The organism is Corynebacterium pseudodiphtheriticum DSM 44287, from assembly GCF_000688415.1.
GTDB classification, from domain to species: domain Bacteria; phylum Actinomycetota; class Actinomycetes; order Mycobacteriales; family Mycobacteriaceae; genus Corynebacterium; species Corynebacterium pseudodiphtheriticum.
This window is the reverse complement of sequence record NZ_JIAH01000008.1, coordinates 121,693-145,625: the sequence shown is the minus strand read 5'-3', so window position 1 is coordinate 145,625 and position 23,933 is coordinate 121,693. Positions and strand designations below refer to the sequence as shown.

The following is a 23,933-nucleotide window of genomic DNA, read 5'->3' as shown; positions in this document are numbered from 1 at the left end:
TGCCTGATGCACGAACATGCACAAAAGCAACCAGAATTGAGGATCAATCCTATGAAAATTGGTGTTCCCGCAGAAATCATGAACAGTGAAGGCCGCGTGGCGTTGAGCCCAGCGGCGGCACAGGCTCTTGTCGACGACGGGCACGAGGTGCTCATCCAGTCTGGAGCGGGTGAAGGCTCCAGCTACGTCGATAGTGACTACACCGACCGTGGCGCCACCATCGTCGATACTGCAGCTGATGCCTGGGCTGCCGAGATGGTGCTGAAGGTTAAAGAACCTTTGCAGGAAGAGTACCAGTACCTGCGTGAGGATCTGCTGCTGTTTACGTATTTGCACCTGGCTGCTTCGCGTGAGCTGACCGACGCGCTCGTCGAAGCCGGCACCACGGCGTTGGCCTATGAAACTGTGACTGATAAAAACGGTGCCTTGCCGTTGCTGACTCCAATGTCGCAGGTGGCTGGCCGTTTGGCTGTGCTGGAGGGCTCCCACCATCTGTTGTCACACCACGGCGGCCGAGGCGTACTGCCTTCCGGTGTTCCGGGAACCAAGGCGGGCCGTGTCGTTGTGATCGGCGGTGGCCAGGTTGGTGCTTCTGCAGTGGCGATGGCGCATGGCCTGCGCGCAGAAACCACCGTGCTGGATATTGATGCTGGTACTTTGGCGCGTTTTGACGATCAGTACGCGGGAACTGTGCGCACGCAAATTTCGGATCCAGTGACCATCGAAGAGGAACTGCTGGAAGCCGACCTGGTGATTGGTGCTGTTTTGGTTGCTGGTGGCAAGGCACCGAAGTTGGTGTCGGAAGATTTGATCAAGCGCATGAAGCGCGGTTCTGTGCTGGTTGATGTTGCTATCGACCAGGGTGGTTGCTTCGAGCCTTCCCGTAAGACCAGCCATCAGGATCCCGTGTTCCGCGTTGGTGATGCGTTGATGTACTGCGTGGCGAACATGCCGGGTGCCGTAGCTAATACGTCGACGCGTGCGCTGACTTCTGCGACGCTGCCGTATATCCGTGCGGTTGCTGCTGGTGGGGTGGATCAGGCTATTGAACGTTTCCCAGGTTTGGCTGATGGCTTGTCGACGCGCGACGGCAAGCTGATTTCGAAGCCGGTGCGTGAGGCCTTCGACTGGAAGGATTAGTAGTTCTGGAGATGCGAAAACGCCCCGACCAGTTTTGGTTGGGGCGTTATTTCTGCGCTTTTAGCTTCGTACTTTACGACGCAGTTTGAGCTGCGCGTGTAGTTATTAGGCTACGAAGCGACGACGTGCGAAGAATGCTACGGCGCCGAGCAGTGCCATAACAGCAACTGCAGCCATGCCGCGAGCAACGGTGTTGTTACCGGTCTCTGCAGCCATACCACGTGGGGCAGCCTTGGTTACGCCAGTGGTGTCGATGTCAGCAGCCTTGCCAGCCTCGGCTGGGTTAGCCTTGGCAGCGTCGGTCTTCTGCTTGATGTCAGCGCCGTGCTGCTTCAGTAGTTCTTCGGACTTCTTCTTCTCTTCTGCGGTTGGCTCAGCATTGACGCGGTCCTTGGACGGAACCAGGGTCTTGCCATCCTTGTTCAGGAAGTGCCAAACACCGCCGATGAGCAAGCCCAGGCCTGCCAGTCCGGCTACGAGGCCAGCAGCTGCGGCAGCGTTGCTGCTGCCAGGGGTGCCTGGTGTAGTTGCTTCGCAAATCTGGCTTGCGTCCTTGATGTCACCGCGCGCGGTGTTCCACAGGTTGCGGTCCTTCACGTAGAACGGGGTTTCACCGGTCTCGTTGAGGTAGCAGGTGGTGCCGTTAATTGCTTTGGTCTTTGGCAGAGCGCCGAACTCACCGTCGATGGCAGGGTCAACGTAGCCCAGGATCTTGTTCGCTGGAACCTGTGCACGTGGGGTGTTCCACAGTGCGGAATCGCTGACGTAGAACGGCTCGGCGCCGGTCTCGTTCAGGTAGTAGGTAACGCCATCGACAACCTTGGTCTTAGCTGGGGCGCCAACTTCCTCGCCGTTAGTTGCTGCGTTGTCTTCGGTAGCAGCATCAGGAGTAGCTTCACCAGATAGGTCTGCTGGCGTGGCGGCCGGGTTGTGAATCTCCGATGCTTCCTTCACATAGAATGGCTCGTCACCAGTCTTGTTCAGGTAGTAAGTAACGCCGTTTACTTCTGTAGTTGCCGCAGGCTCCTGTGCATCAGCGACAGGCAGCGAGGACAGGGAGAGGGAACCAGCCATCAGAGCGGCGATGGCGAGCTTGGTTGAGTTCTTCATAGAGTGCTCCTGGGGAAGGCTTGGGTACAGAACCAAATGCTGCACAGGAAAATTTGCAGCTCGGATATTCACATTAGTCACTTCCTTCACTTCCGCAAGCCAATTATTCGGGTGTGCTTATAGGAAGCTGGGAATAGGGGGTGAAATTCGAGTGGTGTAATTCTGTCGGTGTTGAAGGCAAAAATTGGATTTGGTACTAGAGATTTTCTGTACCCTAAGGCAGGTGCGAATCCTCCGCAGGGGCTCCCTTGGATTGGTTAAAATCCGGTATCACCTGGGTGTTTCGGTGCTGGATCTTCCATGGCAGGCTGTGGCGCGTTGTTTGTGACGCCTTGGTATTGCCAACCGACTACTGCGTTGCGGATAGAGGTTTGAAATAATGGTTGTACGCAGCTGATTGTCAGTAATCTGCCGGGGGTGGCAGATTCGCCCCAAATATTTGGGTCACCTGCAAGCAGCTCTTTTTGTGGAGAATGCATGTCTGTTGCTTCATACACCAACCACTGATCACCAGAAGTGGCCGTGCGTAGATACAATTTGTCTTCCATTGAGACTTTGTGTTCATCGTTGCTGCCGTCGTAAAGCTCATCAAATACCCCGGCGACTCCAGCCCCGGTATGGCCAGCGATCACGACGATGTCATCGGCATCGGTGCCAGGCAAGGAATACGGGCGGTCGTCGGCAGTATAGGTACAAGCATATTCCATGGTCGCGGGGTCAATCGCGCCGTCTTTCACCCGGCAGGCTTCATCTTCGAACACTGCGTACATGTCCAAGGCTGGAATCATCATTTCCACGGCCGGGGCAGGTTCAATATGCGTTACAGGTTCGGGGACAATCTCTTTAGCAACCACCTCATCCAACTCTTCTTGTGGTGGCCGCTCAATCTGGCTAGCACCAAAAATTGTGCCTACAAGCACCAAGAGCACGGTCAGAACGGTTCCCGTGCCAACACGCTTGGGGTTTTCCCGAGCAAAAACCGCCAGCTCATTGGAATAAGCCATGGCCTTTTCCACTGCGGGCGAACCACCGGACGGTTTCGCGTGGCGGGGGCGGTGTTGAGACATGATATTCAGCTCCGGAAAAGAAAAAGCGGGCGAGAATATGGTTAATGCTAACCATATTCTCGCCCTGTGACTATTCCACTGTCTTGCGCAGACGGTGCAAGTCTTACGCAGCCGGTACTACGAATACTCGACGTTTGGCTCTAGATATTACTGCAGACCCAAATCTCTGCGTACGATCCCCAGATCAGGTTGTTGTTCTGGCGCCGGATGGTCGGGCATATTGCGCAGCATATACGCCAGTTTTTGCATGTGGTTCCAGATCGCGGTGCGGTATTCTGCAGGGATCGTTTTCTCATCGATCTTGTCTAACGAGCGCCCCATCAATTCGAGCCAACGCTCCGCTGCAGCGGTATCAATCGGAAATTCAGCATGACGCATGCGCAGTCGGGGTGCCCCACGACGCTCATTAAACAACTTCGGCCCACCCCAAAACTGCACTAAAAACCACAACAAGCGGTCGCGGGCACCGGCGAAATCTTGCTCCGGGTACATCGGCGCCAGGATGTCGTCGTCAGGAACCTGGGCGTAGAAACCGTCGACAAGCGTCTCGAAGGTTTCCATTCCGCCGATGGCTTCAAAGACAGAACCCGGGCGCTCACCGGAACGAATGTCTTGGCTATGACTGTGAGCGTCCAAGTGGCTCGCCTCCTGGGCCAGCAATACCAATGCCGTATGGGTATGGAGTCTTGATACCGGCCTCAGCCAGCTCGTTCATGATCAAACCGTTCATCACACGCATAACGTGCCACTGCTCTCCAGGCATGGTAATCACAGAAACACGGTAGGACAGGTAATCCGGGTTGAACTCGGAAGCACCCTGAATTTCTGGAGCCTCCATGATCTCGTTGGCGCACCGCTCGTCGGCAGCAGCCTTGGACATGGCTTCGGTAAGCACTTTCCAAACCTTGTTTTGGTCGTTGCTGTGGCTGACCGGAATCTGGAAACGCGCGATCGACCAATCGCTGGAGTGGTTTGCGACCTTCAAAATCTCACCATTGCGCACGTGCCACAGTGCACCGTCGATATCGCGCAGGGAAGTGATGCGCAGCGAAATTTCCTCGATCTCTCCCATGGTGCCGTCGCCCAAGTCGACGACGTCGCCGATGCCGTACTGATCTTCGATCAGCATGAAAATACCGGACAGGAAGTCCTGAACCAGCGATTGTGCGCCAAAACCAAGGGCCACACCGACGATACCGGCGGAAGCGATCAGCGGGCCGACGTTAATGCCGACGACATCCAAGATCGCAATGACCGCCCACACCCAGACAAAAATGGCGACGGCAGACTTCGCCACACCGGAAAGCGTCTTGATACGCGACTTCCGGCGGTTCTCCCGCGATTTTTCCATCAGCGCAATCTGATGCAACTTCTCCGCATCTGGCTCTGGAATCTCATGAGAATTCCGTGATTCGGAACGAGACTCGGGGGTCTTCTTACGACCATTTTTCATGTTGTGGTTGGCCAGTTTGTTGATGCCGCGCACCAAAATCCAGTGCGCCAGCAACGCGAAGACAATAATCAGGCCGATATAAATCGGACGTTGGAACAACCAGGCCTGGGTTTCTGGGTTATTCCACCAATTGTTGACAGTATTTACCGTTTCTTCGGCAGAAGGCACCGAAGGAACAGAATTTGATGCGAGTTGAAAAATATTCGTGCTCATCTCATCCTTAACTCTTTGCTTTGGCAATCGATTTCCGCTGCAACTTCGGCCATCTTACGGAATTTCGCTGCAAGTTTCCTGTGAGTGTTGCGGAGATTTCCGCAATACGGTCCGCGTATCTGGATTATGGTGGAAGGTATGACTTCACCTGCAGAAAATAATCTGACCCCGCACCGGATTCCCGCACCGGAGTACCCGGCTGCGCACCACAAACTCACTGCCGATGCCAAAGCTGATTACCTCAACGGCTTTAGCTCGGCCGCGATCCACGCTGGTTACGAGCCGGACTCGCACATCGGATCCGTCAACGTCCCGATTTATGCCTCGACAACCTACGCCCAGGACGGTTTGGCCAGCCTACGCGGAGGGTTTGAATATGGACGCGTGGCTAACCCGACGGTACGCAGCCTGGAGACTACCCTGGCTGCTTTAGAAAAGGCTCCGTACGCTCGTGTGTTTTCCTCGGGCATGGCAGCCACCGATACTTTGTTGCGGATCTTGCTGCGCCCAGGCGACCACATGATCTTAGGCAACGACGCCTACGGCGGAACATGGCGCTTGATCGAGTCTGTCTTTAAGCCGTGGGGGGTTGATTACACCGTCGTCAACACGTGCGACGTCAACGAGCTGGCGGGCGCGATCCGCGACAACACCCGCGTGATTTGGCTGGAAACTCCAACCAACCCTGCGCTATCCATCAGCGATATTTCTGCCATCGCAGAGGTCAAAGGTGGCGCCTCCCTGGTGGTGGACAATACTTTTGCCTCCCCATATTTGCAGAACCCAATCAGCTTGGGTGCAGATCACGTGCTGCATTCGACCACCAAGTATTTGGGTGGACACTCTGATGTCGTCGGTGGGGCAGTGGTCACCGCTGATAAAGACGTCGACGCCGAACTGCTGTGGTTCCAGGGGGCCGTCGGTTCTATTGCCTCGCCATTCGATGCCTACCTGACCACCCGCGGCATCAAAACTCTCTCAGTGCGCATGGACCGGCACTGCGATAACGCAGAAAAGATCGCGGAGTTTTTCCAGTCCCGCCCAGAGATCAAATCTGTGCTTTATCCAGGCTTAAGTGAACACCCGGGTCACGAGACCGCTACCAAGCAGATGAAGCGCTATGGCGCGATGATGTCCGTGCGCTTCCACAGCGAGGAAGCAGCGAAACAATTCTGTCTGAACACCACGCTGTTCCTACTGGCAGAATCGCTCGGTGGCGTGGAGTCTCTGGTAGAACACCCAACCAGCATGACGCACGTTTCCGCCGAAGGCTCCGAACTTTCCCCACCAGCTGATCTGGTGCGCCTGTCCATCGGCATCGAGGACATCGACGATCTCATTGCTGATCTCACGCACGCATTGGACAAACTGGACGAAAAATAGCGTAGAAATCCAGCCGAAAAACTTACCTAAAAATACGGAGTCGACATGACACAGGAAAAACAAACCCAGCCAGAACAAGCCCAGTCCGAACAGCCACGCAAGATTGCTGTTGTTACCGGGGCAACCGGTGGTATGGGTCGTGAGATCGCTGCTGATTTGAGCAAAGACCACCAGGTGTACGCATTGGGTCGCAACCAAGCAGGGTTGGGCGCGCTTTCGGAATGCGCCAACATTACCCCGGTGCAGGCTGATCTGGTGGCAGAATTGCTTGCCGACGACGCGCAGCCCGGCACTCAGCTTGCCGACGTCCTCGGCCTGGACACAGTCGACGTCGTCGTGCACGCCGCGGCGATTGCAGAAAAGAAATCGGTCGACGATGCCACCCCGGCCGATTGGCGCAAGCACTTCGACATTAACGTCTTCGCTGCCGCAGAGCTGACCCGCCAGTTGCTGCCAGCCCTGCGGAAAACCGAAGGCGATGTCATTTACATCAACTCCGGAGCCGGCCACGGAGGGCACCCGAACAATGTCGTCTACGCAGCCACCAAGCATGCGCTGTATGCCGTAGCTGACTGCTTGCGCAAGGACGAACGCGATATCCGCGTGACTACCGTCGCGCCGGGCCCTACGGATACCGCGATGTTGGAAGGCTTGATGGGCGACTACAACGCCGAGCACATGATTGCCCCAGCGGAAGTAGCCCGTGCCGTGCGTTCCTGCGTGGAGGCTGGGCCCACCACGCAGTTCACCGAGCTGCGGGTGCGCCCACGCATTGAGCTAGCAGACCGCTAATTACTCGCCACGGTCGATGCGCTGGTTGCGCAGGGCACGAGCAGTGCGATCGCGGCCTTCCAGCACGAGTCGACGCAAGCCGGCTGGTATATCGCCAGCCAGGAAGTCGTCGGCACGCTGCAAGCCTTCTTCCGTCTTGTCCCACGTTGGGTAGGTGCCGGTCAATACCGCCAGCGCCATTTCTGGGGAGAATTCCGCCCAGACTTTCTGTGCGTCGGCGAAGTATGCCTCGTTGAATTGCTTCAGGTGCTTCGCCGAACCCGTAAAGGTCAGCCCCAGCATCTTGAAGCGGGCTTCCAAGTTGCCCAACTCGCCGGTGCGCAGTTCATCCCAGATGCGCTTCTTATTCTCGTCGCTGTTGATAGCGGCCTCGACCTGGAGCGCAGCCTGCGCGCCAGACGAGGTTTTGTCCAGCTCACGCTGTTGGGCGATCTTTTCGCGTATGGCGGCTTCCTCACCGATGGCGCCATCGGCAGCCAGCGCGGTCAGTGCCTTCCAGCGCAGGCCGGCGTCCTCGTCGTTATCCAGGATGTTTTGCAGGTATGCGCGGGTGGAATCAACCAACGGCAGGTGAGACAGAGTCTTGATGAAGATCAAGGCGCGGTCTTCGCTGCCGTTTTCTGCGGCCGCTTGGAACGCTTCACCGAGCAACTGTGCGCCTTCGGCCTTTGCCCAGTCTTGGTCCGCATAGGCCGTGAGAGCGGTGACAGCCTGGCCAGTGATGCGTTCCAGCACCGCCATTTCGGTTTCTGCCTGCGCACCGCGGGCGACCAGCTGCACGAAATCCCGTGCCTTCAGGCTGCCGTCGCGGGTCATCTCCCAGGCGGCAGACCAGCACAACGTGCGAGCCATCGGATCGGCGATCTTGTCGATGTGCTGCAATAGCGTGGCCAGGGAGCGCTCGTCGAGTTCCGGTAGGCAGTAGGTTAGGTCGTCGTCGTTGACCAGCACGAGGTCTGCAACTGGTGTGCCGACCAGCTCGTCGACGTTGGTGAACTCGCCGTCGATATCCAGCTCGACGCGCTTGGTGCGCACCACCTTCTGCGACTGTTCGTCGAAACGGTACAGGCCCACGGCAATGCGGTGGGTGCGCAGGGTCTCGCCGGCTTGGTGCACGGCAAAAGATGTGTAGGTCTTGCCATCATCCTCGGTGCGGGCAGCCAGAGTGTTGACACCGGTGGTTTTCAGCCACTGCTGCGCCCACCAGCTCAGGTCACGGCCGGAGGCATCCTCCAAGTGGCCCAGCAGATCTTCGAAAGTGGCGTTGCCGAATTTGTGTGCCTCGAAGTGGCGACGCACACCGGCGAAGAATTCCTCGCGGCCGACATAAGCTTGCAGTTGTTTCAGCGCCGAAGCGCCCTTGGCGTAGGTGATGCCGTCGAAGTTCTGCTCGACGGTCTCGATGTCCGAGGCATCGGTGGAGATCGGGTGCGTCGTCGGCAGCTGATCCTGCTGGTAAGCCCAGGATTTTTCGATGTTCGCGAAGGTGACCCACGCGGTGTCGTACTGAGTTTCTTCGGCCTGCGAGATCGCCGAGGCCCAGGTGGCAAAGGACTCATTGAGCCACAGGTCATCCCACCACTGCATGGTCACCAGGTCGCCGAACCACATGTGCGCCATCTCGTGCAAGAAGGTATCGGCACGACGTTCGTACTGGTAGTGGGTGGCCTTGTTGTGGAAGACGAACTCGTCGCGGTGGGTGACGCAGCCGGCGTTTTCCATCGCGCCCATGTTGAATTCTGGGCACAGCACCTGGTCGTATTTACCGAATGGGTAGGCAATGCCGAAGTTGCGGTGATAGAAATCAAAGCCCTGCTTGGTTTCGGTGAACAGGCGCTCGGCATCGAGGTGTTTGGCCAGTGATTGGCGGCAGAACAGTGCCAGCGGCACGGTAATTTCGCGCTCTTCTTCGCTGGTTTCTGGGTGCGCGGTGAGCGTGCCCGTCCATTCGTCGCTGACCTGGTAGTAGTGGCCGGCGCACACAGCGATCAGGTAGGTGGAAAGCTGGTAGCCGATCCGTGAGTTCCACTCGCGGGAATCGCCATTATCGGTAACCGTGGAGGTCTCGTTGGTAATCACGGTCCAGTCGTGCGGGGCGGTGATAGAGAAATCGTAGGTCGCCTTCATATCCGGCTGGTCGAAGCACGCCAGGATGCGTTTCGCATCGGCAGTTTCGCATTGCGAGTATAGATAAACCCGGTCATCAGCCGGATCGACGAAGCGGTGCAGACCCTGCCCGGTGCGGGAATAGGGGATGCGCGCGGTGACATCGACGCTGTGACGTCCTGGTTCCAGCCCCTGCAGCGGGATGCCGTGCTCGGCGTCGTAATCAGTCGGCTTCTCGGTGCCGTCGATAAAAAGCTCCACGATTTCGTCGGCACGCAAATCCAGGAAGGTATCTGCTTGCTGTCCTTCACGGACTTCGAAGTCGACGACGGTGTGGGAGGTGAAGAATTTCTCGGAGACGGTCAGATCCAGCGCCACCTTATAGTTGTGCACTTTGATCTGCTGCGAGCGCTGCTGGGCTTCATCGCGCGTTAAATTAAGAGAAGTCACGGAATGAATTACCTTTCTTCTGCGTTGTAGTAAATACTGCGGTTGGTCCATGCTACGGCCAGTCGATGTTGCGGCCAGTGCCACAGAACTATTAGGTCATGAAGTTGTTCGCACCTAGCTTAATGTCTCCGTAGGATCAGTGGTGGCGGATTTACTCTATGACTGGATAAATGATGACCGGATCAGTGCACACGATCGCACATGATTTAGGCATCGTGCGCAGGCTAATTTGCCCCGTAGGAAAAGCCCCGAATGAAAAATTAAGGAGAACACAGTGGAAACCGTACGTTTTTGGTTTGATGCTTCCTGCCCGTTTGCATGGCAGACTTCTCGCTGGATGAAGGAAGTCGAGAAAGTCCGCGACGTGCAGGTCGAGTGGATGCCGTTTTCTCTGTCTGTGCTGAATGAGGGCGCAGATATTCCGGCCGATTATGCCGAGATGATGAAGGCCAACTGGGGCCCAGCCCGCGTTGCTGCCGCGTTGAAAGATCAGCACCCTGACAAGGTTGATGCCTATTACACGGCCTTGGGCACCTTGATTCATAAGCAGGGCAACGGTGGTCAAAAAGGCTATGGCGCTTACGACGATTTGATTGTGCAGGCTTTGCAAGATATCGACGCCGATGTTGAGCTGGCGAAACTGGCAAATAGCGACGAGGTCGATGAGAAGTTGCGCGCATACCACCAGCAGGCCATCGACTTGGTCGGTAATGATGTGGGAACTCCGGTAATGCAATTGGGTGATGCGGCGTTCTTCGGCCCAGTTATTACCCGTGTTCCAGAAGGCGAAGAAGCCGGGGAACTTTTCGACGCTGCGCTGCGTTTAGGACAGTACCCATACTTCTTCGAACTGAAACGTTCCCGAACCGAAAACCCACAGGTGTAACTATGTTTGGTACTTTTATTACTTCTCTGATCATCGCTGCTCTGGGCGGTGCCGCTGCCTTTTATTCTTGGCGGCAGAATGCCCTAGTGGCTTTGATTTCTGCAGGCGTGTGTTTGCTTGCGTCTGTAGTCGCCGTGATCACCGGCCTGGCTTCTACCGTGGCCGTCGTGTTCAAGCTTTTGCCGTGGCTGCTGCTGGCGTTGGGCATTTGGTTGGTCTACCGCATGATTACTAACCGCAATTCCGATGCGGGGGCAGAGACTCCAGTGCGCTAAACACTCGTTCTCTTCGGGTGTGCACCACGCCACGCCTAAAAATTTAGCCGTCTGGTTTCTGCCAGGCGGCTATTATTGTGTGTATGCGCGTTTATCTTGGAGCAGACCACGCAGGTTTTGAGACGAAAAACCTGATCAAAGAACACCTGAACAAAGCTGGCTATGAGGTGATTGATTGCGGTGCGCACACCTATGACGCCGACGATGATTACCCAGCGTTTTGCATCGACGCAGCTACACGCACCGTTAATGATCCGGGCTCGCTGGGCATCGTACTGGGCGGTTCTGGAAACGGTGAGCAGATTGCCGCTAATAAGGTCGAAGGTGCACGCTGCGCATTGGCGTGGTCACCAGAAACCGCACGCTTGGCGCGTGAGCACAACAACGCACAGCTGATCGGTATCGGTGGGCGCATGCACTCAGAGGAAGAAGCACTGCAGATCGTCGATGCTTTCTTGGATCAGGAATGGTCGGCAGCGCAGCGCCACCAGCGCCGCATTGACATTTTGGCGGAATACGAGCGCACAGGTGTAGCCCCAGAAGTGCCAAGCGCCGAATAACTGAGGCTGCTCATGGAGCTTCCCGTAGAAAATAAGTGGCACCGTACAGACGACGGCAAACAAATAGCAGGAGTCTGTGCAGGCGTAGCGGAAACGTACGGGGTCAAAGCCGATACTGTGAGGTGGTGCTATGTCCTAGCTTGTCTGGTAGGGGCCCCTATGATCTTCGTGTATCTATTTCAGTGGCTGGCTTACCCCAAATGGTAGATATTTGCTTTAGCTCAGAATTTGTTGTCAGCTAAAAACTCCAAGCACCCCATTGTTGAACCAACAATGGGGTGCTTGCTTAGCTTAGGCCTTGGTTTTAGAAGTCGAAGCCGAGGTCAAACAGGCCGCCGTCATCGCCGCCTCCGAATAGACCACCGCCGTCGTCCATACCTGCATCGTCCATGCCGCCCATGTCATCCATTCCATCCATGTCGCCGCCATCTGCGCCGTCCATACCATCGGCCCCGTCGGCACCAGCACCATCTAGGCCTTCGCCAGCCCCAGATTCAAAATCTTGAGCACCATAGCCAACGCCTGCCATTCCGGAAAACATCATGGAAAACATCATCGCCGAGCTCATGGCCCAGACGCCGGTAAGCAGTGCAGGTTCCCACCAGCGTGTGGAATACCAGCCAGCTGGTACCGGACGCCCAGCGACTTTGCCGCCAGGGTAGTAGTGCGGGGCATCATCACTGGCTTTCGGCGAAGCAATGATGTGCTCACCTTCGTGGTCAATCTCGCGGCGCTCGGTTACCTTGCCAGCATTGCGTTGGCCTTCCAGCGGTGGGATCTCCGGCCCAGTGGACATGCCCATGATCTCGCGCGCCGCGTTGGCATAGTGCATGCCTTCGAGTGCGGATTCGCGGGCCAAGCGGGCTTGCTTCACGGTGGTGGCAGAAGATAGCGCCGAGGCTGCCGCGTTGTGGCGCTCGGAGGCATCAGACATGGCTTGCTTCGAGGCGGTATCGGTGCCGTCGATGCTGTAGACCTGCGAACCTAAGCGGTCGATCCAGCGCTGTGCGTCGGCACGCGCGTCGTCCAGCTCATTCTGGTTGTTTTGTTCTATTTGCTTCTTGTTATTCCGGCTGGCGAAATAAAACGCGATGCCGACGCCAAGCAGAACGATCAACAGAAATTCCATGCTTACTCTCACTCCCAAAATGTTTTGTCGCCATTCTAACGATTCTGCGCGGCAGTGGTTGTGTCTGCGCAGAGGTGGTGCCAGTGATGATGTGGTTGCACCAGTGGGGTTATGGTGCTGAGCGATTTAAATAGGCGATTAATGGGGCATAACTGCTGGAAAGAGGAGGAGTTTGGCGCTATCGAGATTATGTTGTAGGCTATTGAACGCACCGCAAAGGTGCGTGGGAATGTCGTATAGTGGCTAATACCTCAGCCTTCCAAGCTGAAGACGCGGGTTCGATTCCCGTCATTCCCTCCACGTAATCCCGTGGGGCTGATCGCTAGTAACCTAGTAGCACTGAGAAAATCTCTGTAGAGATATAAGCACTCAGTTGTAAGATCAGTCTCACGGGATTTTTCTGCTACCAAATCGGCGTAGGCTGGAATGCTGTTGAACAATTGCTCATAAACAGTGCATTCCAAGGAGCTTTGACTACATGTCGAAAACCTACGCAGATTTCCTTATCGACACCCTCGCCAAACAAGGCGTGCGCCACATTTACGGCCTCGTCGGTGACAGCCTGAACCCCATTGTCGATGCCGTTCGCCGCCACAAGGACATGGAATGGATCCATGTCCACAACGAGGAATCCGCAGCTTTCGCCGCTGGCGCAGAATCCCTCGTTACTGGCGAACTCGCCGTGTGCGCCGCCTCCTGTGGGCCGGGAAATACCCACCTGGTGCAGGGGCTTTACGACGCCCACCGCAACGGCGCCCGCGTCCTGGCACTGGCCACCCACATCCCGAGTGAAGAAATTGGCACCGGCTTCTTCCAAGAAACCCACCCACAGCAGGTGTTGAAGGAATGCTCCGGCTATATCGAAGTCGCGCATTCCGCGAAGCAAGGCCAGCGCATCCTGCACACCGCTATCCAGAATTCGATTGGCAACAAACAAGTATCCACGCTGGTGATCCCCGGCAATATCGCGGCGGAGAAGGTCGATGAACCGGTGAGCGGTGGAGTAATCGCCCGCAAGAAAGGGCAGATGATTCCGGATGCTGCTGACGTCGACAAGCTTGTTGCAGCCATTGATAAAGCAGAAAAGATCACGCTGTTCGTCGGTGCTGGTTCTGCCGGTGCGCACGACGAGATTATTGATCTAGCGGCCCACCTGCACGCCCCCATCGGCCACGCGTTGGGCGGCAAAGAAGTTATTCAGTATGACAACCCTTACGACGTCGGCATGTCCGGCCTGCTGGGCTACGGCGCTTGCTACGATGCCTGCCAGGATGCGGATCTGCTGCTGATGCTGGGCACGGACTTTCCATACGTGGACTTCCTGCCAGATGGCTCTGATGTAGTGATCGCGCAGGTTGACAACAACCCGGAGCACCTGGGGCGCCGCGCGGTACTCAGCCACGCTATCTGCGGCGACGTGCTACCAACCGTCAACGCGCTGCTGGAAAAGACGAAGAAAAAGACTGACCGCTCGTTCCTGGATGACATGCTGAAAAAGCACGAGCGTGAGTTGAGCCAAGTGGTGGAGGCATACACCAAAAACGTCGAGAAGCACACCCCGATCCACCCGGAGTTCCTCGCCGACCAGATCGATGAGCTGCTGGACGACGACGCCGTGGTCACCGTCGATACCGGAATGTGCAACGTGTGGGCGGCTCGCTATATTAACCCCACCGGCCGTAACCGCGTGATTGGTTCCTGGAAGCACGGCACCATGGCCAACGCGCTGCCGCAAGCCATTGGCGTGCAGCAAGCAGACCGCAACCGCCAGGTGGTCAGCTTCTCTGGTGATGGTGGCTTGGCAATGTTGATGGGTGAGTTGTTGACCGTACGTCGCAATAATCTGCCGGTGAAAACTGTGGTCTTCAATAACTCTTCGCTGGGCATGGTGAAGCTAGAAATGCTGGTCGAAGGCATGCCGGAATTCGGTACCGACCACGATGGCGTTGATTACGCCGGTGCTGCCGAAGCCCTGGGCATTCCTTCCGTGCGCATCACGGACCCGAAGAAGGCGCGTCAGCAGCTAAAAGAGGCCCTGGAGATGGACGGTCCGGTGCTGATCGACGTCATCACCGACCCGAATGCGCTGTCCATGCCACCAACACTGGAATTTGATCAGCTCAAGGGCTTCGCCTTGGCAGCTGGCCGCACTGTGCTTGACGGTGGCGTGGGCAAGATGCTGTCGATGGCGCGCTCTAACCTGCGCAACATTCCGCGTCCGTAAGCGCATACTATTTAGCGTTTCAGTTCGGCCGCGAGTTCGACGGCCTGGCGGATAGCCCGTGCCGCGTCTAGCTCAGCGGCAACATCCGCGCCACCAATGACGTGCACGCGGGAGCGCTGGTCCTCGGTTAAGCTCTCGAAGTCTGCTTCGACGACTGACTCTTGGCCGGTGCACAATACGATCGTGTCGACGTCCAGCACGGTGTCGGTGCGGTTATTTTTCAGGTCGTCTTCCAGCTCGGCGACCTTAGCTTTATCTCCCGCCTTCTGTGCCTTCCGGATAGCCTTGCTGGTCTTGACGGCGTCGCTGACTGGCACGTTCAGGTGCAGCCCGTCGTTGTCGATCTTCATATAGGCAACACCACTGACCTGTTTTACTCCGGCCGCGGCCACGGAAATACGGTGCACCCAACCGGTGGTGCGGTTGAGGCCCAGCCCCTGCGGGGAAGGTTTGCGTTGCAACATCGTGATCTCACGTTGCGCCCGTGGCGGGTGCGGGCGTTCCAGATTGCCAGGTAGATCTGCACGGCGGCTTACACCCCAGGCAGATTCCCATTCGTTGATGGTCGCTGGTGTGGGCTCGGCTGTGATATCTGCGGACGTTGGAGCTTCCACCAAATACTCTGCAACATCGAAACCGATACCACCTGCACCAGCAATTGCCACCTTGTTGCCTGCCTGTTTGGCGCCGGACAACAATTCCGCGTAGGTGATGACGTCGACGTCGAACTCGCCGGCCATGGCCTGTTCGATGCCCGGAATCTCCGGTATGCGCGGGCGCACGCCAGTGGCGATCACTACCTCGTCGAAGCCTGCAGCGAAAGCTTCATGCGCGGTCATTGGGGTAGAGGCGGTGATTTTTACATTCTGTGCATCCAAACGGGCAAGTACTGACTGCAGGGAATAGTGGAACTCTTCTTTGCCTGGGATTTGCATAGCCAAGCGGAATTGCCCACCGACGGTATCGGCAGCCTCAAATACCTCGACGGAATAGCCGCGTTTCGCCAAAGCTTCAGCACCAAATAGGCCAGCGACACCGCCGCCGATGACCGCTGCTTTCGGGGCAGCCTTTTCCGGGTACGCCTTACCGGCAGGCTCGCCAGCACCAACGTGTCCACCGTTGATCGGCTGCAAGGTCAGTTGAGTTTCGTAGCCCGCGCGAGGGTTAACTAAACAGGTTGCGCGTTTGTTTTCAAAAACATGGTCCAGGCAGGACTGGTTACACGCAATGCAGTGGTTGATCTGGTTTGCGTGGCCAGCTTGCACGCGGTTGATGAATTCTGGATCCGCCAGCCACGGCCGGGCCATCGAGACGAAATCGGTTTCCACGCCGGTATCGTCCCAGGTTCCGGCCAATACTTGTTCGGCGACTTCTGGCGTGTTGATGCGGTTGGATGAGATCACCGGAATATTGACGTGCTTTTTGACTAGCGCGGTGGCCCAGCTGAAGGCTGCGCGGGGCACGCTGGTAATGACCGTCGGCACTTGAGCTTCATGCCAGCCGATACCGGTGCTGAGCATGTCGACGCCTGCTTCTTCCAAACCACGTGCGAGTTCTAGAATTTCGGTTTGGGTTTGGCCTTCTTCGACCAATTCCAGCATGCTCATGCGGAAATCAACCAGGAAATCTGCGGGCACGGCTTTCCGCACTGCCCGTGCTACTTCCAAGGCGAAAAGGCTGCGTTGCTGGCCCCAGCGGTCGTCGCGTTGGTTGGTGCGTGAAGAGAGGAATTGGTTAATCAAATAGCCTTCTGAACCCATAATCTGTACGCCGTCGTAACCGGCCTGTGCGGCGAGTTTGGCGGCATTCGCGAAATCTTGGACGGTCTGGGCAACTTCTTCGTCAGAAAGCGCACGAGACGGAAAAGGGCTGATCGGCGCCTGGGTGGCACTGGCGCTGACTGATTCCATATGGAAGGCGTAGCGGCCAGCGTGCAGTAGCTGTAGAAACGCCAGGCTGCCGTGTTCGTGCACGGCGGCGGTGACTTGCTTGTGTGCTTGCACCATTTCGTGATTATTGAATGGTTGTGCATACGGGCTTAGTACTCCCAGCTGGTTTGGGGAATAGCCGCCAGTGACCACAGCTGCTGCGCCGCCTTGTGCGCGTTCGGCGAAATACGCAGCTAATTTCGGTGCATTCGCTGGGTCGTCTTCGAGGCCGGTGTGCATTGACCCCATAATTGCGCGATTACGGAAACGCTTCTTGCCGACGGTGATCGGAGCGAGTAGTCGCGAATAGTTGTCGTTGGGGGAACCAGGTATGGCACTAGGCGTGGTGTTGATTGCAGAGGAAGCCAAGGAAACGCTCGCGAATTGTGTCATAAATAACACTCTAGCGTGTGTTCTGCATAACAAAAACCCGCCAAGGCTCCTGCTGGCTATGGGATAGGCGACCCCGGCTGTGCGGGACGAAAATAAGGCGGGTAGACTTTGTGGGCGTGTTCATGTGCACTTGGTGCACGTGAGTGGTCACGGGGCGTAGCGCAGCTTGGTAGCGCATCTGCTTCGGGAGTAGAAGGTCGCAGGTTCAAATCCTGTCGCCCCGACAAATGGGGTCCAGGCTGTGAGTGCTTTGGGCCTCTGTTTAATAAAATAATTACTAGCACTATCCCTCGATGAGAAACCAGGAGAGTTACTCGTGAAGACAACCGTCGACAAGCTGAGCGATACCCGCGTGAAGCTCACCGTGAATGTCCCATTCTCTGAGCTCGACAAGGAAATCGATGCAGCCTATAAGGCCATTGCGCAGCAGGTGTCTATCCCAGGTTTCCGTAAAGGTAAAGCGCCTCGTCAGCTGATCGACGCGCGTTTTGGCCGTGGCCCTGTTTTGGAGCAGGTCGTCAATGACATGCTGCCGGTTAAATATGAACAGGCCATGAAGGAAAATGACATCAACCCAATCGGTCAGCCTGAGGTTGATATCAAGCAGATTGAGGACAATGAATTCGTAGAATTCACTGCTGAAGTTGATGTTCAGCCAGATATTGAGGTTCCAGACTTCTCCAAGTTCAAGGTCTCCGTTGCTCCGCTGAAGTCCGTGGATGAGGCTACTGATGAGCAGATCGATCAGCTGCGTGATCGTTTCGGCGAATTGAAGGAAACCAAGCGTCAGCTGAAGACCAACGACTTTGCAGTCATTGACTTGTCTGCAGAGATCGATGGTGAAGAAATTGAAGACGCTAAGGTTGAGTCCATGTCCTACCAGATCGGTTCTGGAAACCTGGTCAAGGGATTGGACACCGCTTTGCGTGGAATGAAGACCGGCGAAGACAACACCTTCACCGCGAAGCTGCAGACCGGTGAGCATGCTGGCGAGGAAGCAGAAGTTTCCGTGCACGTACAGAAGACCCAGGAACGTAAGCTGCCTGAGTTCGACGATGACTTTGCACAGATGGCTTCGGAATTCGATACTGCCGATGAGTTGCGTGAAGCTATCCGCACGCAGGCTGAAGAATCCGTGAAGGCCCAGCAGGCTGCAGAAATCCGCGACGAGGTGCTGAAGGCAGCTCTGGAAAAGGTCGAATTCGAGCTTCCAAAGACCGTGGTCGACGACCAGGTGCACAACCAGTACCACCAGGTACTTGGCCAGGTTGGTGGCGACGAGAAGGCTCTGGCTCAGCTTTTGGAAGCACAGGGAACTTCCCGCGAGCAGTTCGACAAGGAAGCGCGGGAATCTGCCGAGGATTCTGTACGTACCCAGTTGTTCTTGGATGCGGTTGCCGAGCAGGAGCAGCCGGAGGTTTCCCAGGAAGAACTCACCGAGCACATCATGTTCACCGCTCGTTCCTACGGCATGGAGCCAGGACAATTTATGCAGCAGTTGCAGCAGGCTAACCAGCTGCCAAACTTGTTCGCTGATGTTCGTCGTGGCAAGGCACTGGCGATGGCTATCTGCAATGTCCAGGTAGAAGATACCGACGGCAATGCTGTTGATCCAAAGGACTACTTCGGTGAAGAAGAAAACGCTGAAGGTGCCGAAGCTGCCGACAACGCTGCAGCGACACAGGAAAATTCCGAGGAGAAGTAATCTCTCTCGGTGACTTTCGGAGCATATGATGCTTCGAAAAACCACACCCGCCGGGTTTGGCTAACGTAGCTGAGCTTGGCGGGTTTTGCGTAGGTGCGGTGCATGTAAACGCTGACAGCGAACACAGCTGACGGGCCTACGGACGGCGAGTACGCTGGTGTCATTGAGTACGACGACTAACAGGAGTTGGAAACACTAATGTCTGACAAAATTACGAGCGAGGCAGGTTCGACGGGCATGAACCTGGGCGACTCTGTCTACGAGCGCTTGTTGCGTGAACGCATTATCTTCCTGGGTACCCAGGTGGACGATGAAATCGCCAACAAGCTGTGCGCACAGATTTTGTTGCTTTCCGCGGAGGATCCAAACCGCGATATTTCTCTTTACATCAACTCCCCAGGCGGTTCCGTAACCGCAGGCATGGCTATTTACGACACCATGAAGTATTCGCCGTGTGACGTGCGTACGTACGGCATGGGGCTGGCAGCTTCCATGGGGCAGTTCTTGCTCACTGCCGGTGCACCGGGCAAGCGCTTTGCTTTGCCACACGCGCGCATCATGATGCACCAGCCATCCGCCGGTGTTGGTGGTACCGCCGCTGATATCGCGATTCAGGCAGAACAATTCGCGCAGACCAAGCGTGAGATGGCACAGCTGATTGCGGAGCACACTGGCCAGACTTTTGAACAGGTCACCAAGGACTCCGACCGTGACCGTTGGTTCACCGCACAGCAGGCTTTGGAATACGGCATGGTGGACCATGTCATTTCTGCTGCTCAGGGCGGCACTGTTACTAACTAAGCACGAACCACGAACCAGGTAAGAGGAGAACTACTTTCATGTTGAACCAATCCCAGATGCCAACTTCGCGGTACGTGCTGCCGTCGTTCTTGGAGCATTCCGCGAACGGCACGAAGGAAACTAACCCGTATAACAAGCTGTTTGAAGAGCGCATCATCTTCTTAGCGTCCCAGGTTGATGACACCGCAGCTAACGACATCATGGCGCAGTTGTTGGTTCTGGAGTCTCAGGACCCCGACCGTGACATCACGATGTACATCAACTCGCCAGGTGGTTCTTTCACGGCTATGACGGCGATTTATGACACCATGCGTTTTGTCCGCTGTGATGTGCAGACGGTGTGCTTGGGTCAGGCTGCTTCTGCGGCGGCATTGCTGCTGGCTGCGGGCGCACCAGGCAAGCGCGCGGCGTTGCCGAACTCTCGTGTACTGATTCACCAGCCTGCTACGCAGGGCACGCAAGGACAGGTCTCTGACTTGGAGATTCAGGCTGCCGAAATTGAGCGTATGCGTACTTTGATGGAGCGTACTTTGGCAGAGCACACCGGCCGGAGCGCAGAACAGATCCGCATTGATACTGACCGTGACAAGATTCTGACCGCGGAAGACGCCGTGGAATACGGAATTATCGATCGTGTCTTTGATTACCGCAAGGCTAATCACGACTAAAATCTGCCGATCATTCAATTTCGGCTGTACCTGCACGACAGCACCCTTCCGATCGTTTCTCGACGGGAGGGTGCTGCTGCATTTTGGCCAACACGCTTTTGGGGTAGTAGATCTTTGCCTGTATTACTCACCTGAGACAACCCATGGGTGTTACACCCAAAAAATGGGGGTAGCTGTGGTGTCAGTCGTACTCGTAGATTGCTGTGAGCACCTCTAAACTCTGTTGGGGGCAATCATTTCACCAGCGCCGGTTTCCGTGAACCAAAAACCGGACACGATGATCCGCCTAATACACACTTAGAGAAACGACCACACAAAGGCACAGGGCAACAGGTATGACACCTTCTAGTTCCAAGACCTATCGTTTAGCGATTGTGGAAGACCACGAACTCACCCGGCAAGGCCTAGAGGCCATGCTTAGTAGTTATTCGGATTTCACCGTTATCGCCAGCGCACCCAGCGTGCCGCAACTTCTCAGTGTCTTAGGTAAAAAGAAGAAAGTCGACTTAGTTCTGCTTGATCTTCGCTTATCGGATGACAGTCGACCGGTAGAAAATGTGGAAAAGATCGAAGAGCTCACCCCGCATATCGTTGTGGTCTCGTCCTTGGAAAGCCCATATTTGCTGCGGCAAGTACTCAGTACCAGCGTCGCGGAAGTATTGAGCAAAACACAACCATCGGAAGAAATTGTGGCCGCTATTCGTCGCACTCTGGGTGGGTGCCCGACGATCTCTACGGAAATGGCCGCTGCGATGGATAGCGATCCTTTACTTGAATCCGTGGACCTTTCCGATAGACAGCGCGAAGTCTTGGAATTATATGCTTCGGGTGAGCCAGCGAAGCGAGTTGCTCGTTTGACTGGTTTGAAACAAGACACGGTTAACGATTATTTAAACCGCGTTCGGCAGAAGTACTCGAGCGTCGGACGCGATACCTTTACGAAGCTGGATTTATACCAGCGTGCCCAAGAAGATGGATTCTTACCCGGGCCGACTGACCCGCACTAACACTCGCATTTGGGTGCTTCGTAATCTAACCGCCGAGAGCCAGGATCGCGGGGGCCTAGCAGGTTTTCAGCCGTCGTAGACCTCCGGGAATGGCACCCGGGTAATCCCAGTACTGTCGGTGGTGATCGTGGCGAAATATTTGCGCCCAGGCGGCAAAATACGGATGGTTACTTTGTCTGGTCCCGCGAAGTTCAGACGCTCCAGCACCAAAGGCACAAGCCGTTCCAGCGCGGCGCCGACATCTCGGCCATCGGATTTACGGCCGACCATGCTGGAATCGCGTTCACTCCGATCATCCAGCAGCAATACCGTAGCGCCGGCTTTCCGTGCATCCCAAGCAGCAGTTTTTATTTCGGGGCGATCCAGCAATGGCGCACGCAGCATGTCGCGGATCGCTAATTCTGTTAGGCGGGCCCTTTCCCGCAACAACGGTGGGGGAGTCTGGAAATGCTGCACAGCTTCAAACACCGGCGCCGCGTGCAACTCAATGCGTTCATGCCAATGTCTGTGCACTAACTGAATCTGCCGTACCCGTGCCGCCTCTGCATAGGCGGTGCGTTTTTCCATACGCAGCCGGGGCAGGTTCTTCAGCAAAGTGTTGGTAGCAAGAAAAACCACCGTGGCTGCCATGACGAGATTTACCTGCACCAAAATATCTGCCAGAGGTGGGCTAGCAATTGCACCGGCGGTGAGCAAGGTGCAGGCTTTCATTAACGCCGCGCTGGCAACGAAGCAGCCGGCTCCCCACAAGATTTGCCCGCGCAAAATCAGAATGCAGCAGAGCAAGCTAATGATCGACAATGCCCACAAATTTTCTTGGCCAGCCGCATAATCGACGCGCTGCAACATGCTTAACGGACCTAACATAAGAAAACCGACCGTGAAGACGAAGCGTTTGGTGCCGTCAATATGGGGTGAGCTGTCTAAGACAAGCAGGGCTAAAGTAGCAATGGCGACGGCGGCTGCTGGGATCGCCATCAGGAACTCGCCGGAGTTCACCCACATTGCAGAAACGATGCTGATGACGGCCAGAATTAGGTATGGCCAAGCCCATGATCGGGAAACTTGTGCTGGCTGCAGTAGCTGTTGCTCTAACTTTGCGGCTGTGAGCTGATCTTCGGAAAAATCATTTGCTTGTGCTGCCATGCGCTCATTGAATTGGGATTCTGCGGTGCGCAAGCACCAGCGCACGGTGACGGTTGTGCCGTTGTCAGGCGAAGAGACAATCTGGGCATCGCCGCCATCAATACTGCGCATGCGGTGCAAAATCGATACGTTGATGCCCGCCCGTTGCGGATTACGCGTTGCCATATCGAAACCGCGACCGTCGTCAGAAAATTCAAAAACCAGCTCACCATCGGTGATGTTGATAGCGCAGCGACGTTGACACGAGTCGCCAGCATGCTTCCGGGAATTACGTGCAGCTTCAGTGACAGACAAACGGATGGCTTCGGCTGCAGAATCTTTGATCGTAGAAAAACCAAGGTCGGAACTGCCATTGTGTGCGTCTTGCCCATTGATTGTGATGGAGCAATTTGGGGTGAGATCCTGCACGCTGCAGGTGACGTCGGCAAGCAATTGTTGCAGCGTAATGTCTTCGCCAGTCGCGGGGCGAGAAGGCAACGAACGTACGGCGTCGGCCTGCATATTTTGCCCGCGGGCGATGGCTGAGAGCGAACCCAAAATATGGTCATGGACCAGACCATTGAGGCGTCTGCGCTCGGCAATTGCTGCATGCTTGGACTCGGATTCAGCCAAAGAATCCTGCACCTTCTGTTCAGTCTCGTCGATAGTGCGTGCAACGCGCATCAACGTAACTGCCCCCAGCACAAACGGAATCAAGTTCATGAGTACCGCAAACCCGGTGATCGCTAACAGCTCTGGAATACTCGTGCGCCCGTAGACGAGGGAATGTAATGCACTGGGGAAGACCTGAATCAAGATTGCAACCAGTACCGCTCGTCTAGTCGGGGAGAGCAAAACCACACTGATGGCCAAAGCGCCGGTGAAATCGGTAAATCGCAGCACTGCAGGACCCAGGTCGGGCATAGTGTAATACGCCACAGGAAACGCCAGGGTAGCTACCAACAGCACGAGTGCATTGGTATACAGGGAATAACGCAACCAGACCAGCTTGCCGACGATTGCCGATACCAGCATGAATATCCCGCTCAGGGCCAGCCCGATACTTATGAGGTAGCCGTACCAGTCGCCGATGTAGTTGGAGCCGTAGGTGACGTATTGCAATCCCAGGTAGACCAACAGCGCGACCGCCATTGCGGTGCAGCAGATTCGTAGGGTGGTGAGTTCGACGGAATCGTCGCCCATGGCACGCCGGATTCGCCGCAAGAGCGTAGGCGAAAAACGTGCATCGTGTGCAGAGTGTGCATCGTGTTCGATAGAAGCAGTGTCGGCGGCAGAAGCAGAACCAGCAGCAGAATCAGTGCCGGCAGCAGGGCCAATATCGAAAGCGGTGCGGGGAGTAGCCATACAGTAAGTTTTGCATCATGAGTTCGGACTGGTGGCATCGGCTCTACCATCGTGTGGCTACCAGCGAAACGGTGCATGGTGATTACACTAGAGACAATAATCTGGCTGCCTTGTGGCGCCAGAAATATCCTCACGCACCTGTCCACGACCGCG

At 56.0% G+C, this 23,933-nt stretch carries 20 protein-coding genes and 2 tRNA genes; 14 read left to right on the top strand and 8 right to left on the bottom strand.

Annotated elements, in window-relative coordinates:
• Positions 1-51 precede the first annotated feature (51 nt).
• Positions 52-1,140, top strand: coding sequence for an alanine dehydrogenase (gene ald, locus O146_RS0106895; RefSeq protein ID WP_027018025.1), 1,089 nt, complete (start codon positions 52-54; stop codon positions 1,138-1,140).
• Positions 1,141-1,245: 105 nt separating this feature from the next.
• Here ald and O146_RS12185 read toward each other — a convergent pair whose 3' ends face one another.
• The 4 genes from O146_RS12185 to O146_RS11380 all read right to left on the bottom strand — a co-directional run bounded on the left by O146_RS12185 (position 1,246) and on the right by O146_RS11380 (position 4,983).
• Positions 1,246-2,250, bottom strand: coding sequence for a hypothetical protein (locus O146_RS12185; RefSeq protein ID WP_051619314.1), 1,005 nt, complete (start codon positions 2,248-2,250; stop codon positions 1,246-1,248).
• A gap of 257 nt (positions 2,251-2,507) precedes the next feature.
• The gene (locus O146_RS11390) at positions 2,508-3,317 is read right to left on the bottom strand and encodes a hypothetical protein (protein ID WP_155896245.1); all 810 of its coding nucleotides are present in this window, start codon (positions 3,315-3,317) and stop codon (positions 2,508-2,510) included.
• Positions 3,318-3,464: 147 nt separating this feature from the next.
• Entirely contained in the window at positions 3,465-3,953 is a 489-nt protein-coding gene (locus O146_RS11385; RefSeq protein ID WP_051619313.1) for a globin domain-containing protein, read from the bottom strand.
• The gene (locus O146_RS11380) at positions 3,934-4,983 is read right to left on the bottom strand and encodes a mechanosensitive ion channel family protein (protein ID WP_021353168.1); all 1,050 of its coding nucleotides are present in this window, start codon (positions 4,981-4,983) and stop codon (positions 3,934-3,936) included. Before O146_RS11380 ends, O146_RS11385 begins: the two co-directional genes overlap by 20 nt.
• A gap of 138 nt (positions 4,984-5,121) precedes the next feature.
• Here O146_RS11380 and O146_RS0106865 point away from each other — a divergent pair, with 138 nt between their 5' ends.
• Both O146_RS0106865 and O146_RS0106860 read left to right on the top strand, forming a co-directional pair.
• Complete coding sequence (locus O146_RS0106865) at positions 5,122-6,366, top strand: cystathionine gamma-synthase (RefSeq protein ID WP_242722571.1); 1,245 nt, start codon at positions 5,122-5,124, stop codon at positions 6,364-6,366.
• Between the two features lie 45 nt (positions 6,367-6,411).
• Positions 6,412-7,158: an SDR family oxidoreductase gene (locus tag O146_RS0106860; RefSeq protein ID WP_051619312.1), complete on the top strand. Its 747-nt coding sequence runs from the start codon at positions 6,412-6,414 to the stop codon at positions 7,156-7,158.
• On the opposite strand, the gene pepN is transcribed toward O146_RS0106860, so the two are convergent.
• Positions 7,159-9,714: an aminopeptidase N gene (gene pepN / locus O146_RS0106855; RefSeq protein WP_027018022.1), complete on the bottom strand. Its 2,556-nt coding sequence runs from the start codon at positions 9,712-9,714 to the stop codon at positions 7,159-7,161.
• Between the two features lie 274 nt (positions 9,715-9,988).
• Here pepN and O146_RS0106850 point away from each other — a divergent pair, with 274 nt between their 5' ends.
• The 4 genes from O146_RS0106850 (at position 9,989) to O146_RS0106835 (ending at position 11,642) form a co-directional block, all read left to right on the top strand.
• Positions 9,989-10,600: a mycothiol-dependent nitroreductase Rv2466c family protein gene (locus tag O146_RS0106850; RefSeq protein WP_018120926.1), complete on the top strand. Its 612-nt coding sequence runs from the start codon at positions 9,989-9,991 to the stop codon at positions 10,598-10,600.
• Between the two features lie 2 nt (positions 10,601-10,602).
• Positions 10,603-10,875: a hypothetical protein gene (locus O146_RS12840; RefSeq protein WP_021353172.1), complete on the top strand. Its 273-nt coding sequence runs from the start codon at positions 10,603-10,605 to the stop codon at positions 10,873-10,875.
• 83 nt (positions 10,876-10,958) lie between these two features.
• Positions 10,959-11,435: a ribose-5-phosphate isomerase gene (locus tag O146_RS0106840; RefSeq protein WP_021353173.1), complete on the top strand. Its 477-nt coding sequence runs from the start codon at positions 10,959-10,961 to the stop codon at positions 11,433-11,435.
• A gap of 12 nt (positions 11,436-11,447) precedes the next feature.
• Positions 11,448-11,642 (top strand): PspC domain-containing protein, encoded by a 195-nt coding sequence (locus O146_RS0106835; RefSeq protein ID WP_021353174.1) that lies wholly within the window; start codon positions 11,448-11,450, stop codon positions 11,640-11,642.
• 97 nt (positions 11,643-11,739) lie between these two features.
• Here the strand turns inward: O146_RS0106835 and O146_RS0106830 are convergent, their stop codons facing one another.
• Positions 11,740-12,564, bottom strand: coding sequence for a hypothetical protein (locus tag O146_RS0106830; RefSeq protein ID WP_051619311.1), 825 nt, complete (start codon positions 12,562-12,564; stop codon positions 11,740-11,742).
• 225 nt (positions 12,565-12,789) lie between these two features.
• Between O146_RS0106830 and O146_RS0106825 the strand changes: the two genes are divergently transcribed.
• A tRNA-Gly gene (locus tag O146_RS0106825) sits at positions 12,790-12,864 on the top strand.
• A gap of 178 nt (positions 12,865-13,042) precedes the next feature.
• Positions 13,043-14,788 (top strand): pyruvate dehydrogenase, encoded by a 1,746-nt coding sequence (locus O146_RS0106820; protein WP_027018020.1) that lies wholly within the window; start codon positions 13,043-13,045, stop codon positions 14,786-14,788.
• An 11-nt stretch (positions 14,789-14,799) separates the two neighbouring features.
• On the opposite strand, the gene O146_RS0106815 is transcribed toward O146_RS0106820, so the two are convergent.
• Complete coding sequence (locus O146_RS0106815; RefSeq protein WP_027018019.1) at positions 14,800-17,109, bottom strand: NADPH-dependent 2,4-dienoyl-CoA reductase; 2,310 nt, start codon at positions 17,107-17,109, stop codon at positions 14,800-14,802.
• A gap of 150 nt (positions 17,110-17,259) precedes the next feature.
• On the opposite strand from O146_RS0106815, the gene O146_RS0106810 reads away from it, so the two are divergent.
• The 5 genes from O146_RS0106810 (at position 17,260) to O146_RS0106790 (ending at position 21,290) form a co-directional block, all read left to right on the top strand.
• Positions 17,260-17,333: transfer RNA gene (locus O146_RS0106810), tRNA-Pro, on the top strand.
• Between the two features lie 92 nt (positions 17,334-17,425).
• On the top strand, positions 17,426-18,814 hold the full coding sequence (gene tig / locus O146_RS0106805; protein WP_027018018.1) for a trigger factor: 1,389 nt from the start codon (positions 17,426-17,428) through the stop codon (positions 18,812-18,814).
• A 198-nt stretch (positions 18,815-19,012) separates the two neighbouring features.
• Positions 19,013-19,615: an ATP-dependent Clp protease proteolytic subunit gene (locus O146_RS0106800; RefSeq protein ID WP_023018287.1), complete on the top strand. Its 603-nt coding sequence runs from the start codon at positions 19,013-19,015 to the stop codon at positions 19,613-19,615.
• Between the two features lie 38 nt (positions 19,616-19,653).
• Entirely contained in the window at positions 19,654-20,283 is a 630-nt protein-coding gene (locus O146_RS0106795; protein ID WP_021353592.1) for an ATP-dependent Clp protease proteolytic subunit, read from the top strand.
• Positions 20,284-20,618: 335 nt separating this feature from the next.
• The gene (locus O146_RS0106790; protein ID WP_021353593.1) at positions 20,619-21,290 is read left to right on the top strand and encodes a response regulator transcription factor; all 672 of its coding nucleotides are present in this window, start codon (positions 20,619-20,621) and stop codon (positions 21,288-21,290) included.
• A gap of 66 nt (positions 21,291-21,356) precedes the next feature.
• Here the strand turns inward: O146_RS0106790 and O146_RS0106785 are convergent, their stop codons facing one another.
• Positions 21,357-23,780, bottom strand: a complete 2,424-nt coding sequence (locus tag O146_RS0106785) for a sensor histidine kinase (protein WP_027018017.1) — start codon at positions 23,778-23,780, stop codon at positions 21,357-21,359.
• Positions 23,781-23,933: the final 153 nt, after the last annotated feature.